The organism is Shewanella sp. 0m-8 (assembly GCF_052977265.1).
Genome location: NZ_JBRIMB010000022.1, coordinates 55,197 through 69,762 on the forward strand (window position 1 = coordinate 55,197; position 14,566 = coordinate 69,762).

Genomic DNA, 14,566 nt, shown 5'->3' on the forward strand with positions numbered 1-14,566 from the left:
TAATGATGGCCTTAAAGTCACATAACAGTCTCAGCTGGGAATCGATAAGTGTTAAAAAGCCGCAGTTATAAACGTATAGGTCCAGATTATCGGTTCGATGAGCAAGTGAGTTTTGTTGATATCAAACAGGTATTCGGTCTTGGTCATATTCGCCTTGGTAAGTGGGTTGAAAACGAGGAGCGGGATAAAGCGGCTAACCTGATTTTTGATTCGTTAGCAGATTTGGCGTTTATCTTAAAACTCCCTCCTAAAGCAATCGGCCTGCGCGAAACCTTAAACCTCGCTTTTGGTAGTGGTGGTCAAAAAGGCGTACAGGCCCATTATGCGCCGCACCGGTGTGAGTTAGCACTGGCCAAAAATGCAGGAGCTGGGGCGCTTGCCCATGAATTCTGGCATGCGTTTGACCATTATATTGCGCCAAAATCCTACCATACGTCACCACGGGGGATCTCCTTTGCTAGCCACAGCTGGATAGCCAATGTTAAACCGATAAAGCATCCACTGAATCAGCGTTTAGAGCGGGTATTTGAGGTGACGATGCTTTCTGATAATGGCAACGATGGCCATGACTATGTTAGTCGGGCAATTGTGCTCGATAAGCAGTACGGTACTCAGTATTTTTCGCGGCCAACCGAGTTAATGGCGCGGGCCTTTGAGAGCTGCATTGAGTCTTATCAAGAGATTTGTAACCCTTACTTGGTTGATGAAACCTTAACGTCGTCCTTATTTGATGCTGGAGGTTACCCAAGTATTGAGCATAGAGCGCAGATTTTTAATGCGCTCATCGCTTATTTTGAGCCTTTAGGTGATGCGATAGGGCGAGAGTCGCAGTCATCTTAAATCAGAGAAACTAACGAAAAGCTGGTGGCTTTTCGTTAGCTTAATGGTGTTAAAACGTGACTGAGTAGTTTGCGTCTTGTGGGGGCGTCATTGCGATATCGGTAATCGTTGTTGTACCTAAGCTATTGGGGGCAATTTTAGCGGCAATTTTGTTAGCGCCATTAGATAGTGCGAATTGATGGAAACTCTGACCGTTACACACGAGTTTTGGAAACACTCTGCGCTTGTTGATTTTATGTTCCTGCATGGTTCTGTTATACAAAAAGAGGTTGTTATTTAAGCCTGTTTTACAGACTGCGATGAGTGTTTTCTCTAAATTAGGTTCCATTGCGGCTGATGCATTAAAAGTGATTGAGGTCAGTATAATCGCGGTTAATGTAATCATTTTCTTCATCGGTTGCTCCTTGCGTGGGGGACTTAAAAAGACTTTAAGTTATGCGTTTGCATGGAGCTATTTAAACGCAAGCTGATGATAAATGATGTGTTAACTTTGTATACAAGTGTATCTTTATCTTATTCTCAATTCAGTTGATGTCTGCAGGTAACAACATGTGTATGTGGCGCAAATATGCATACATTTGGCGACATAACGAGACTTTAAAAACAAAAAAGCCCGCAATAAGCGAGCTTTTCAATCTTAATAAAAGTGAAGGCGGGAATGCTTGTTAAGCGTTCTTCACTTTCCAGTTAACTTCTTCACCGGCGAAGAATGGCACGATTGGATTACCGTTAGGCAAGATGATTTCGCTCGGAACCGTCCATTTCTCTTTCACTAGCGTCACCGTGCTAGTGTTGCGAGCGAGGCCATAGAAGTCAGGGCCATGCTTACTGGCAAAGCCTTCAAGTTTATCTAGTGCACCTAAGTCATCAAAGACCTGTGCATATAGCTCTAATGCACTCCACGCGCTATAACAACCGGCGCAGCCACAAGCTGATTCTTTGCGGTGCTTCTCGTGCGGCGCGGAGTCGGTGCCTAAGAAGAACTTACTTGAGCCTGTTGCAACCGCAGCGCGAAGCGCTTCTTGGTGGGTGCTGCGCTTAAGAACTGGCAAGCAGAAGTTATGTGGGCGAACGCCACCTACAAGCAAGTCATTACGGTTAAGTAATAAATGCTGCGGGGTAATCGTTGCCGCCACATTGTCCGCTGCTGACATAACAAAGTCAGCCGCATCTTTAGTGGTGATGTGCTCAAATACCACTTTTAGGCTTGGGAAAGAGGCAACGATGCGGGCAAGGTAGCGCTCAATAAATATGGCTTCACGGTCGAAAATATCGATATGCGATTCAGTGACTTCACCGTGTACCAATAGCAACATACCGTGTTTAGCCATGGCTTCAAATACAGGGAACAGCGCATCAAGCGTTTTGACAGCCGCGTCTGAATTGGTGGTTGCACCTGCAGGGTAAAGCTTTGCAGCAACAACGCCGGCAGCTTTAGCATCAATGATGTCTTGCTCTGTGGTGTTGTTGGTCAAGAAGATGGTCATAAGCGGTTCAAAAGTCGAACCTGCTGGGCGCGCAGCCAAAATACGTTCACGATACTCAGTTACCATCTTCGCATCGGTGACAGGTGGTAAAAGGTTAGGCATAACAATCGCACGTTGAAACAGGCGCGCTGTTGCGGGAACCGTTTCTTGTAACATATCGCCATCGCGAAAATGTAGGTGCCAATCGTCAGGGGTAAGTAGGGTGATCTGCGTCATTTGGGGTTCCTAAGCGTTTACGACAAAGTAACTGGCTTTTTCAGCCTTTTCTTAGGCCGGTATTGTGCCTGAAATCGCGGCCGCTTAATAGCTGAACCTCTATAAGAGTCGATAAATACTGACCATTTTAAAATGAGCGCTTGTGCAATTTTGGCTGCTTGCGATAATCCAGCTTAGTATTGGGGTGCTGTAAGTCCTCTTGGAGCTAATACTGGGGCTAATACAGGGGCTAACTACAGTAAGTCGTCTCGGCGCTAATGCTGGGGCTAGTACAATGAGTCCTCTTTGCGCTAATACAGGGGCTAGTACGGTGAGTCGTATTGTAAAAAAGTACAGTAAAAATATTGGGTGATAACTAAGTAACATGCGTTTAGACAAATTTATCTGTAAAAGTACCGATCTCAGTCGTGCTCAGGCTAGCGATTGTATTGAGCGCGCTGAAATTAGCGTCAATGGCGAGACCATCACGGATGTGGCTTTTCAGGTACATGAAAGCAATGAGATCCGCTATCAAGGGGGCAGATTAGTGGCGCGGCCATCGCGTTACATCATGCTGCATAAACCTATGCATACGCTAAGCTCGAATGTTGATGGCGATTATCCAAGCCTGTTTAACTGTATTAAGCTCGAAAGAGTGGAAGATTTACACATTGTAGGTAGGCTTGATGCCGACACGACAGGCTTAGTGCTACTGACCGATGACGGTCGTTGGTCGTTTGATATTATCAGACCCGACAAACAGTGTGAAAAGACCTACCGAGTGACCTTAAGAGACCCAGTTGCCGAAGACGTTGCTGAAAAGTTTAAACAGGGTGTGCAATTGCAAAATGAAAAGGCGCTAACACTCCCAGCGAAGCTTGAGATTGTCACGCCTAAAGAGGTGTTACTTACCATTACCGAGGGCAAGTATCATCAGGTGAAGCGGATGTTTGCCGCTGTGGGGAATCGCGTCAACGGCTTGCATCGTGAGCAGATAGGCGAGCTTAAACTCGATGTTGAGCTGGGGCTGTGGCGCTATCTGAGCGAGGTTGAAGTTAAGCAATTGTCGACGCCAACGCCGACATAGCCCTTAAAGCAATAGTCTGCTAAGTAACCACTTGGCTCAAACTTAAACTTAAACTTAAACTCAAGCTCACTGGGCACCAGCCTCATTTAGTGATTAGTCTGTCCAGTGCAGTACATTGTGAATGATTGACCAACGCGGCTCTACTTTTTTAGCGCCTTTACCTAGCATCCAATAATCGTAAATAGCTGCTTGGGTACCATCAACTTTACGTAAGCGCTGCCAATTATTGATGTAGTTGAGCAGCGACTGGTTATATTGTGCGACCGCGTACGCCACAGGATAATGTGTTTTATTTTCCAGCAGTGCAATACCGTAGCCCGGGAAGAACAAGGTCCAGGCTGAGCCTGCCTGGGCACTGATCACTACCGCATCATATTTGTGTTTTTTCTGCCTAAAGAAGTCTTTGTAGCCTTCAATTTTTACAAACTTGAGGTTGGGGGCGAAACGCCTAGCCTCTTCGATAGCATCGCTATGTTCAACATAAGCTATGGTCATGCCCTGCATCTGTTTAATTTTTTCGTTACTCTTAAAGTCGTTCACCAAATAGTCTTTAGTCGCTATAGCAAGGTTAAGCTCAAGCACTGGGTTAGCGTAACTTAAGGCATCCATCTGCTCGATGTCCATGGCAAGGCCTGACATGGCAATATCAAAAAACCCCGCTTTTAGAGAGGCGACCAGTTGGTCTTTTTTAAAGGGAATAAATTCAATTTTCACCTTTAAGTCTTCTGCAAGTTTCGTCGCCATAGCGGTATCAAACCCGACTAAGTGTCCAGCATTGTTGTAATAACTAAAGGGCACGTTACTTGGGATATAACCCACTCTGAGGGTGCCCGCATCTCGAATCGCTTGTACCCCTCGGATGGGGGTTGCGGGAGTTTGGCCTACAATCGGGAACTGTTTTTTTACTTTGGTCGGTACTTTATCGGCCACCTGCATGTTGGCGATAACGCCACTGGTGATCTCTGGGCTATGAATAAACATCCCCATGCCGACACGGCAAACTAATAAGGTTGCAAACACACTGATACCAATGCCTAAACTCATCTTCAATAGTTGCGGTGGGCGTATTTTGAGTGATTTTTGAAACAGCGATGCCGTTAATAAGGTGAGTGCAAACAGGTTCATTACCGCCGCAATAGAATTAAATTTACCTGTGATAAAGCCAGACATGACAAATAACTGGAATAGATCAGTTGGGAGTTTAACTAAGTCGAGCATAAACGGAATGGCCACATAGACACTGCCAAATAGCGCTAATAGCCCACTGATAGAAAGCGAAGGGATACTGGTAATATCAACAGGAGTACCATTAAACCAACCTGCAAAATAGATAAACATAATAACGGTGAGCTTACCGATATTAGGGAAGGTAAAGGCGATAGGCACCAAAATTTCAATCAAGGTGGCGCCGTCTTCGCATAAGTCGTCGTGCTCGCGCATCACCTGCTTACACTCTTCAACAATCACCGGGATTACGATGAAGATGTTACCGGTAGCAAAAGCGGTGACTAGGCTGGATTTAGAAATGCGCAGTGCTTGAGCAAAGGTAATGGGCGTCAACGAAGCTACAATCCAGGGCAATACCCAAAATGTGAGTAGCAAACACAGCACAAAGTAGCTGATAAGGTAAACCTGCATACTGGCAAACTCATCGACTCCCATGGTGCCTGCTGCCGAGGCCGACATAGCAAAAATACCGATAGGTAGAATTTTCACTAGACCTTGAGTAATGCGCGAAAAAATTTCTGAGCTGGTATGCATAAAGGTCAGTATTTGCTGTTTATGCTCGCCTTGCATGCCGATAAGCGCAAGCCCCATAGCGATGCTAAATACCACCATGGCAGGTACATAACCATCAGCCATGGACTCAAAGGGGTTAGAGGGAATATACAGCTTGAAATAATCGATTGGTGTAACAGGTTCAATGCTGCTGGTACTAAAGAAGGAGGCCGATTCGATAACAGGGAAAGACAGCGGCATTAAAGCAATCATTACAATCGCTAATAGCCAAAGCAGCAACATGATAAGACCGGCGCGGCTAAAAATAAGTTTGGCTGTATTTTTTTGCAGTTTACCAATACCGCCAACGAGTGACACAACGATATAGGGCAGTACCGTCATCTGCATCAGCAAGATCACCCCTGTGCCTATGGTCGCCATCCAAGCGATGGATTCCCCGAAAAACAGCCCCACGGCAAAACCAACAAACATGGCCACTAACATCTGGGTTGAGCTGGACATTGCAAGAGCTTTCTTTAGCACGCACATCACCTAAGTAGTTTGAGATCCCAGTGGAAAGATTTTTAGCACAGTTAAAAAGAAGCGTTAACTGTGACTGGGAAATGTTATTTATTATAAGTTCGGTATTGGTTTACTTTAAAGTAATAAATTTAAAATTTGGGCATAAAGGTTAACATTAGCAGCGGGTTAAGTGTTTAGCCGCTAAGTCGATAAATGCCCTGACTTTAGGCGATAAGTGTTTACGGCTCGGGTAAACGACAAAAACATCGATATCGGAATTAGGCAAGTGTTCAAATAAAATCTCTAACTGATCACTTTCAAGCGCATCTCGCATATAGAAACTCGGTAAACGAGTGATACCATGACCCGCCAGTGCCATATCCAGCTGCATATCACCATTGTTGCAGAGTATTTTTGGGCGAATATCAACGACAAAATGTTTGCCGTCATGATCAATATAATCCCAGCGGCTTGGCTGCTTATGATTGGAGTAGCAGATGCCGTAGTGTGTTTCTAATTCTCTGGGATGGTGGGGTTTTCCGTGGCGTGAAATATACGCTTTCGACGCCACAGTGTAGGCTTTGCAGCTATAAAGTTTGCGGCAAATAAGGCTCGACTCTTCAAGGTGTGCTGATGCTCTAATGGCTAAATCATAACCGTCGGCAATCACATCGGTGCGTTTATCGCTTAAATCTAAGTCTAAACTTACATTGGGGTATCGCTGCAGGTATTCAGAAATAATGGGCTTAAGGTAGTTTTGCGCAAAGCCGACCGGGCAACTTAATTTAAGTACACCGCGGGGGCTGACATCGTGTTGAGTGACCAAGCCCACCGCCTGTTCGGCATCAATTATTAACTGTAAGCACTGCTGATAGTAAGCCTCTCCCTCGGGTGTTAAGCCGATAGAGCGGGTGGTTCTATTGAGTAGCCTGACCCCAAGTCGAGCTTCAAGCTTATTGACCTCTTTACTCACATAAGAGGTAGAGTGACCTAAAGCCTCTGCCGCGGCTGAGAAGCCAGCACTTTTTACGACTTGGACAAATATTACAATTCCATCAAATAGTTTATTTATAGTCATATCCCCCTTAATTAAAAGCCATATGGAAATAGTAAATATCTTTTGAGGTTATTAATCTTTATTTGTCATCAATATACACTGCTCTACATCGAGTTGTCGTTCTAAACTTAACCTTTGCTTAATTGTGAGCACGGTACTTGAACCCAACGCAATTTGCAGAGTTAACTGCAGTCACTGAATATGAGAGTCCTATTATGAAACTATTAGCCTTTGCAGCTAGCAGCAGCACTAAGTCAATCAACAAGCAACTTGCAACCTATGCAGCATCATTAGTGCAGGGAGCTGAGGTTGAAATTCTTGATATTAACGATTATGAGATGCCACTTTTTAGTCAGGACCGAGAAGAAGAGCTTGGTCACCCAGAGCTGGCGCAGCAGTTTTTTGCCAAGATTGGTGAAGCCGACGCCATTATTATCTCTTTTGCTGAGCATAATGGTTCATACACTGCCGCTTATAAAAACCTGTTTGACTGGACATCACGTATCGACATGAAAGTGTTTCAAAACAAGCCAATGCTATTACTTGCTACCTCTCCGGGGCCGGGCGGTGCATCAAGCGTATTAGCTGCAGCTTCAGGATCTGCGCCATACTTTGCTGCAGATGTCAGGGCAACGCTCTCAGTGCCAAGCTTTTTTGATAACTTCGATATGGAAACGCAAGTGTTGAGAAATCCTGAACTTGTAGCGGCGTTGAAAGAAGCGGTCGTTTTATTGAAATAAGTTAAAGTTTAAATAAGCTAAGGTTTAAATAAACAAGGGTTGAGGTGTGACCTATTGATATCATTATTTTTTAACCGATAAAAGCGCCAGCTGCTGGCGCTTTTATCGGTTTAGCTATTTTTTATCACATCACATCACATGTATATCGCGAGATTCTTTATCAGAGCTCGTTTAAGTGATAACCGCTTGTTTAAGGCGTAACTTTGATGCGCTCAACGTCAGTCGCTGGTGGATCAATCATAAAGTCGAGCTGTACCTTTGCCTGTTTAAGGCCTTTACTGCTTTCACTGTACTGCCACTGCTTAAGTGCAGTTGTCGCAGAGCTATCAAATACCCCTTCAGGTGATGACTTAACAACGCTGACATTGCTAACCGCACCACTTGGGCTGATATCAAACTGTAAGACAACAAAACCACTTTGGTGAGCGTTAGCTGCCTCAATAGGATACTTAGGCTCGATACGGATTGTTGGGTGAACAGCGTCATGGTTGTGATCGCCGGCCTGCACCTGCTGATTGAGCAGCAAGCCACTGATCCCTAATGCGATAGTCAAACCGATAATGGCAAAACCGCTCTGACCTTGTTGAAATGTCTTCATTTGCATAATACGCTCCTTGAGTATGTTTTTATTTCCATAATGTGTGTGTAGCAGGCCGTGATGAGCTTGCTGGGAGTAGGCTAACAGCACTTGGCTATAGCAGATCTTTTGTTGTTTATTCAATGATTGAGTGACAAAGGCGTCACAGGCTAACTCTTGATCATCTCTAAAGCGTCGATAAGCGAGCCAACAAATAGGATTAAACCAGAACAGGCTGAGTGCGCTGTAGGCCAATAAATTACTGAGCAGATCTCGGCGCTGGTGGTGGTATTGCTCATGGGCGATAATCGATTGCTGCTCATCGGCGTTAAGCTGAATAAAATTAGAGGGCAGTATGATTTTCGGGTTATTGACCCCGACGAGCATAGGTGATTGCACACCGGGGTGGCTATAGGTCGGTAAGTTGGCGCCAGTGTGATGGACTCTAGTCGCAGTGCTTAATATGCGAGTTAAAGCTATCGCTTGTAGGCTGAGCAGAGTCACCATAGCCGCAATGCCAACTAACCATATCGACAGCGCAATCTTGGCGTAATCGCTGGTTTGAACTGTAGCCATAGCTTTGCTAGCGATAACACTATAGTGAGCGAATTGTTCTGCCTGGGCTGCAGCAAGAGTGTTGGGCATGCTTGCGATTAACGCAGAGCTTATCAGTAAAGCGGGAACTGCTAACCATAGCTGGTAGGTTTTACGTGCCCCCAATCGCTGCTGTAAAAAGCGGTGGCTTATGAGTAAACCACCACAAACAAGAGTAAGTAACAGGGTTTGCTGTGCCATCCATAGCATCATGATTTGTTGTCCTTTTGCCAGGTATCAATCAGTTGTTGTAATTCGGCCACGTCTTCGGCGCTGAGCTTGTTTTGCTTGGCAAAACCGGCCACTAAGGGAGCGACGCGACCAGAGAATAAGCGCTCGATGAAAGACTCACTCTCTTTAAGCTGGTATTCACTCTGTTCGATGAGAGGGAAGTAAAGATATGAGCGGCCCTGCTTGTCAAAGCCAATGGCTTGTTTTTTTACTAGGCGGTTAAGTAGCGTCTTGACCGTTTTTTCGTGCCAGTCATTGCTGCGAGATAATTCACTGATGACATCGTTAGCACTCATTGGCGATGATTGCCAAAGGATATTGAGCACACACAGCTCGGCATTACTGATTTCTTTCATAGTAAAACCTCTTTCATAGTAAAACCTTTTTCATAGTTGCTCTCTTTCAAAGTCGGCCTCTTTCAAAGTCATCCTTTGCTGAATGTTCTTTACGATTACAGCTGTAATGTATATTTAAGATTACAAATGTAATTGTATTGCGCAAGTACTTTTTGGTGTTTTTTTTGTTCTAGATTAGCTGTCGGTATATAAGCTATTGTTAAATATGGAAGGGCGGAGGTGATAGCCATTGAAGATGACTGTGCATTTATGCGGATTCAATTTAATGACTTTTTAAGTACCACTTTGACAGATGCACAGATAGAATATCTGTTCATAAAAGTACCCCCAACAAGGATTGTAAAGGTATGACGTCATTATCTCCGCGCATGGCAGCAGGCCTGTTATGTGTAATATTTCTAGCTTTTCCATCATACGGTTTAAGTGATGAAGCGGTTACAGCGCACGTCGATAAAACTCCCAAGCAACTAGCGATTTTTAGTCAAACATTTAATTTTAGTTTGCCGTTAGACTGGAAACTCGCTTATTCAAATCAACAAGAGACGATGTTCTCTGCTGAGTTTGTTCCCGCTTCTCAAGCGTTACAAACCTGGTCATCTATGCTGTGTGTGCAAGGGTTTAAAGGGATCGCTGAAGATGTGAGCCCACAAAAATTTTTAGAGACTATGGCAGAGGTATACTTCGACAGTTGCCAAGGGGAAACGGTGTTTGAAACCTTGCAAAGTGAGCCACTCAACGGCCATGAAGCTGCAAGCGCGATTATCGGCTGCACTAAGATGCCCAACTCTCATATTAAGTCGGTAGCAGGTATTGCTTATGATGAGGTGCAAACTCTAGGAGAGATTGGCCATTACACCGCTATCAGGGGGAAACTGGATCTGTATTTAATTCATAAATCGATTCGTGGTGACGCATTTAGCAAAGAAAATCCTCCCATCAAAGCGCAAAATCAGCAAGAGTTTTTATCTAGTATTACCCCTCTGAGCTTGTATTAAAGGCTTGGTAGACTCAATGTGATAATTATATGTTGCTGATATTAATGTGAAACATTAGATCGCTAGGTACAAGGTGAATATTCCTCGGCTTAAATACGGGTTTTAAGTGGTGTTAAGTTAGACATTTAACCGTATAGACGTCTATAATGCGCGGCACTCTTGATAGTGATATTTGTTCACTTTTGAGTAACAAAAACTTATAACGATATTTAGTCAACTTTATTGGTGCCTCAGGTTACGGCTGTAACTTAGGGATAATCGGGAAGTCAGTTAAATTCTGACACTGCCCCCGCAACGGTGAATGGTGAGAGACAAGTGCGCCTTAATGGATAGGTGTTGAAAGCTTGTATTCGGGTATTAATACGTTAATACAGAACCTAAGTCCGGAGACCGGCCAGCAAAGTGATTTCGATGATTTCGGCGGGCAGATCTCGAAATGCGGCAATTAAACGAACCAATAAACGAGTGATTTTTTTCATTTATGGGTCGTGTCACCGTGACGTATTTGCCCCGTTTTCCTTTAGGAGTAAAAAGGTAAATGGGAACACAACCATCAAAAATCGCACTACTAGTCAGTAGTCTTGTTAGCTTATCAGCCTTTTCAGTTTCGGCCGAAGAAGTCGCATCTCACTTAGCAAATGTTGATGAAACGATTACCGTAACCGGTTCTCGTTTTGATAGAAGCGCCGATCAGCAGCTAACCGTCATTAATACCATTGAACGTGAAGAGATAGCGCGTCTTAATCCAAAGTCTGTGGCTGACGTATTAGAAACACTTCCGGGTGTTAGTGTATCGCGCAATGGCGGTGCGGGTCAGGCAACATCTGTCAGTATTCGCGGCAGTAACTCCAACCATGTATTAGTCCTAATCGATGGCGTTAAAGTCGGCTCTGCCACATTAGGTACAGTTAGCTTTAACAGTTTATCACCTGAAAATATTGAGCGAATCGAAGTCCTAAAAGGACCTCGAGCGTCTGTGTGGGGCAGTGATGCTATTGGCGGCGTCATTCAGATTTTTACTCGCCAACTCAAGGGCGGTGAATGGTTTGCGGGTGCTGAATATGGCAGCAATGAATATATTCGCGGCTCATTTGGCGCAGGTATGACCCATGGCGATGGTAGTACAACACTGAGCGTTAACCATGAGCAATCAGAAGGTTATGATGTATATAACGGCGCAGAGGTTGAAAATGATGATGATGGTTATAAGCGCAACGCGCTTTCAGTAAACGGCTCTCAGCAAATTAATCAAAACTGGCAAGCACTTTGGACCGGACAATACGATAAAGGTAACACTCAGTACGACGATATCTATGCCTCAGGTTCGGCAGATGAGTCAGACTATGATAATTACTTTTGGGATCTTGCTACGCAATACAGTAATGACCGATTTACCAGCAAATTAGCCTTAAGCCAGTCTCGCGATTCAAACGAGAACTTTCGTGGTAACGATATCAGTGTGCCAATATCTGAGTTTGAAACCAAACGCGATCAGGTCAATTGGAGTAACCAATACCTAGCGGCAAGCGACTTGACCCTGACGGGCGGTGTCGATTGGTCAAATGAGTCTGTTAAGGGCGATTATGCCCAAGATGAGCGAGATATCTTAGGTGTCTACGCCTTAGTGCAAAAGCAGTGGAGCAATATACTGGCTGAAGTTGCGGTGCGTTATGATGATGTGGAAAATATCGACAGCGAAGTTTCATATAACGCTAGTCTCGCATATCAGTTTAATGCTCAATGGAGTTTGGCCGCGACAACGGGTACGGCCTTTAAAGTGCCAACCTTTAACGACCTGTACTGGCCAGGTTCTGGTAACGCAGAGTTGCTCTCAGAAACCGCTGAGAGTTATGATCTAACGCTGCATTTTAATGCTAAAGATGTGCGTGCTTATATCAGTGTATTTAAAAATACTATCGATAATCTGATTGCTTGGGCCCCTACGGGTGAGAAAGACGATTATGGTTGGGATATCTGGAAGCCTGCGAATATCAATGAAGCTGAGATCAGCGGTATCGAACTGTCTGCTAATTTCCAGTTATTGAGCCTTGAGCACCAACTGGGTTATACCTATCTGGATGCTGAGAATAAACAAACAGGTGAGCAGCTTGTTGGCCGTAGCGAGAATGAGTTTAACTATATGCTGAGCTATAGCTGGCAACGTTTTGATCTCTTGGCTAACTACCATTATCAAGGTAAGCGTTATGCTGGTTATGATGCGTTTTTGGATGCCTATCATAAAGTTGATTTAAGTGTGGGTTATCAGCTCGATGATGCTTGGAGCTTACGTTTAAAAGCGAACAACATCTTTGACGCAGAGATTATCTCCGCTCAAAACTACTTTAGCCCTGGTAGAGAGCTATTTTTGAGTGTTAGCTATCAAGCATTCTAGTTTTTTGTGACATATTTAAAATGATATGCGTACTTAAGTCAGACCTTGTGTCTGGCTTTTTTTATGTTATTTTTTGGCTACAGTCTCAAGTTAAAAGTTATTGATGAAACCATTATTTAAGCGTCGCCCTATTGTCCTATTGCTCGTTAGTTGCGCACTGCTGTTATTGCAAGCTTGCTCTGGGGCGAGTATTCCGCCCTTATCAGATAATGCACGGATATTAGCTTTTGGCGATAGCCTTACCTATGGCGTTGGCGCGTCGAAGGGCCAAGACTACCCTAGCCAGCTTGCTTCTCTTAGTGGTTTTGAGGTGATTAATGCGGGCGTATCGGGCGAGACAACAACGGGTGGTGCAGCACGTTTAGCTTCGTTATTAGATAAGCATTCACCAGAGCTATTAATCTTGTTAGAGGGCGGTAATGACTTCTTAAGAAACCATGCTATCACGACGACTAAATCTAATTTGGCCGCCATGATAGAGATGGCCCAGTCGAAACAGATCCCAGTTTTACTGGTTGCGGTGCCACAAAAGAGCCTATTTTTATCGGCGTCACCGATTTATGAGGAGCTTGCAGAGCAATATGAGTTGGTTTTAGTCGACGATGCGTTAAGTCGCTTATTGAAAAGTCCGAGTAAAAAATCGGATGCGATACATTTAAATGACGCAGGCTATTTTGACCTTGCCAAAGCGATTTATCAGGCTATATAACAAAGGCTTACATTAATATATTAGCGTAGCCAAAATCCCTCCGGTTTTAATACTATTCCTGGCTCTTGCTACTGATGGCAGGTTTTATCAGCTACTTATTTAGTGGAGGTGAATAAAATTGTTGAAACTTGTTAAGGTTGTCGCTTATATGGCTTGACCTTTGACGTCATTGTGTGGGTTAATTTGCCACGGAATTGAGTGCACATCATGATTAAAAATAATAAGGTTTAATGTTTCGCATGACAGATCTTGAGCAGCAAGTATTTACTCAAGTACGCGCAATTATCAGCAACGAAGAGCAGGTAATTGGTCGTAGAGGGATCCTTATCCCATTGAAAAAGGCCATTATTGCAGACGGTGATATCCGTAATGTTATCGATATCGTGTCATCCGATCCGGCCGTATCTGCCCATCTGCTTTGGCGCAGCAACAGTGCAGATCACGCCACACCGCAATCGAGTAAGAATCGCTCATTAAAAGATGCTTTAGTACGTTTAGGTCAGGTTAATATTTATCGTTATGCGTTTACTTTCTATCTGAAAGAGCGTTTAGACGAATTGAATGAGCCTTACAAAAAGCTGGTTCATGGTTATTGGGCGCTTACCGAAGCGATTGCAGCGGACGCCGTTGATCAACTGCATCAGCTAGAAAGTTTGCAAATTAGCCCTGATGAAGTGCAAACCCTGGCACTATTTAGCGTATTTGGTGACATTATTGCACTAACGGCATTTGCTTACTTAAACTCAGAACTTGAACAGGATTACCCACTGAGCCTGCTTAAGTCTGTGATTGAAGATAAACAAGAAACCTTAACGCTTGAAGCTTTTGAGTCATTAGGGCTAGATGATGATTTACGTGATGAGTTCTTAATCGCGCATAACTTACGTCAAACCCATAACGCTAACTCTCCAGGTTTGGTCTTGAGACGGGTATTAGCGAGAAGAAATTTGCTACTTAAAGCGCTATAAAAAGAAAGCCTGCAATATGCAGTAATGCCGTTCACTTAAGGTGAACGGCATTTTTATTTTTGGCATACCGTTGAGGCCTTGGTTTTACTGTTCTGGG

At 44.2% G+C, this 14,566-nt stretch carries 13 protein-coding genes and 1 riboswitch; of the genes, 7 read left to right on the forward strand and 6 right to left on the reverse strand.

The window, feature by feature from the left end:
• Positions 1-48 precede the first annotated feature (48 nt).
• Positions 49-840 carry a CLCA_X family protein gene (locus ACVBIO_RS12155; RefSeq protein WP_447172719.1) on the forward strand — a complete coding sequence of 264 codons (792 nt, stop codon included), beginning with the start codon at positions 49-51 and terminating at the stop codon, positions 838-840.
• Between the two features lie 49 nt (positions 841-889).
• Here ACVBIO_RS12155 and ACVBIO_RS12160 read toward each other — a convergent pair whose 3' ends face one another.
• Positions 890-1,234, reverse strand: a complete 345-nt coding sequence (locus ACVBIO_RS12160; protein WP_447172720.1) for a DUF3718 domain-containing protein — start codon at positions 1,232-1,234, stop codon at positions 890-892.
• 271 nt (positions 1,235-1,505) lie between these two features.
• Positions 1,506-2,543 (reverse strand): dihydroorotase, encoded by a 1,038-nt coding sequence (gene pyrC / locus ACVBIO_RS12165; protein ID WP_447163961.1) that lies wholly within the window; start codon positions 2,541-2,543, stop codon positions 1,506-1,508.
• Between the two features lie 364 nt (positions 2,544-2,907).
• Here pyrC and ACVBIO_RS12170 point away from each other — a divergent pair, with 364 nt between their 5' ends.
• On the forward strand, positions 2,908-3,609 hold the full coding sequence (locus tag ACVBIO_RS12170) for a pseudouridine synthase (RefSeq protein WP_447160722.1): 702 nt from the start codon (positions 2,908-2,910) through the stop codon (positions 3,607-3,609).
• 93 nt (positions 3,610-3,702) lie between these two features.
• Here the strand turns inward: ACVBIO_RS12170 and ACVBIO_RS12175 are convergent, their stop codons facing one another.
• Both ACVBIO_RS12175 and ACVBIO_RS12180 read right to left on the reverse strand, forming a co-directional pair.
• Positions 3,703-5,850: a cation:dicarboxylate symporter family transporter gene (locus ACVBIO_RS12175; RefSeq protein WP_447160723.1), complete on the reverse strand. Its 2,148-nt coding sequence runs from the start codon at positions 5,848-5,850 to the stop codon at positions 3,703-3,705.
• 175 nt (positions 5,851-6,025) lie between these two features.
• A complete protein-coding gene (locus ACVBIO_RS12180; protein ID WP_447160724.1) occupies positions 6,026-6,928 on the reverse strand; it encodes a LysR family transcriptional regulator in 903 nt (300 codons plus the stop codon).
• A 194-nt stretch (positions 6,929-7,122) separates the two neighbouring features.
• Between ACVBIO_RS12180 and ACVBIO_RS12185 the strand changes: the two genes are divergently transcribed.
• Complete coding sequence (locus tag ACVBIO_RS12185; RefSeq protein WP_447160725.1) at positions 7,123-7,647, forward strand: NADPH-dependent FMN reductase; 525 nt, start codon at positions 7,123-7,125, stop codon at positions 7,645-7,647.
• A 190-nt stretch (positions 7,648-7,837) separates the two neighbouring features.
• On the opposite strand, the gene ACVBIO_RS12190 is transcribed toward ACVBIO_RS12185, so the two are convergent.
• Both ACVBIO_RS12190 and ACVBIO_RS12195 read right to left on the reverse strand, forming a co-directional pair.
• Complete coding sequence (locus ACVBIO_RS12190; RefSeq protein ID WP_447172721.1) at positions 7,838-9,031, reverse strand: TonB family protein; 1,194 nt, start codon at positions 9,029-9,031, stop codon at positions 7,838-7,840.
• A complete protein-coding gene (locus ACVBIO_RS12195) occupies positions 9,028-9,405 on the reverse strand; it encodes a BlaI/MecI/CopY family transcriptional regulator (RefSeq protein ID WP_447160727.1) in 378 nt (125 codons plus the stop codon). The genes ACVBIO_RS12190 and ACVBIO_RS12195 overlap by 4 nt, the downstream gene beginning before the upstream one ends.
• Positions 9,406-9,752: 347 nt before the next feature.
• On the opposite strand from ACVBIO_RS12195, the gene ACVBIO_RS12200 reads away from it, so the two are divergent.
• The 4 genes from ACVBIO_RS12200 to ACVBIO_RS12215 all read left to right on the forward strand — a co-directional run bounded on the left by ACVBIO_RS12200 (position 9,753) and on the right by ACVBIO_RS12215 (position 14,469).
• Positions 9,753-10,400: a hypothetical protein gene (locus ACVBIO_RS12200; RefSeq protein WP_447169398.1), complete on the forward strand. Its 648-nt coding sequence runs from the start codon at positions 9,753-9,755 to the stop codon at positions 10,398-10,400.
• Between the two features lie 206 nt (positions 10,401-10,606).
• Positions 10,607-10,813, forward strand: a riboswitch (cobalamin riboswitch).
• Between the two features lie 125 nt (positions 10,814-10,938).
• The gene (locus tag ACVBIO_RS12205; protein WP_447172722.1) at positions 10,939-12,792 is read left to right on the forward strand and encodes a TonB-dependent receptor domain-containing protein; all 1,854 of its coding nucleotides are present in this window, start codon (positions 10,939-10,941) and stop codon (positions 12,790-12,792) included.
• Positions 12,793-12,895: 103 nt separating this feature from the next.
• On the forward strand, positions 12,896-13,501 hold the full coding sequence (locus tag ACVBIO_RS12210; protein ID WP_447160730.1) for an arylesterase: 606 nt from the start codon (positions 12,896-12,898) through the stop codon (positions 13,499-13,501).
• Between the two features lie 239 nt (positions 13,502-13,740).
• Complete coding sequence (locus ACVBIO_RS12215) at positions 13,741-14,469, forward strand: HDOD domain-containing protein (RefSeq protein ID WP_447160771.1); 729 nt, start codon at positions 13,741-13,743, stop codon at positions 14,467-14,469.
• Positions 14,470-14,566: the final 97 nt, after the last annotated feature.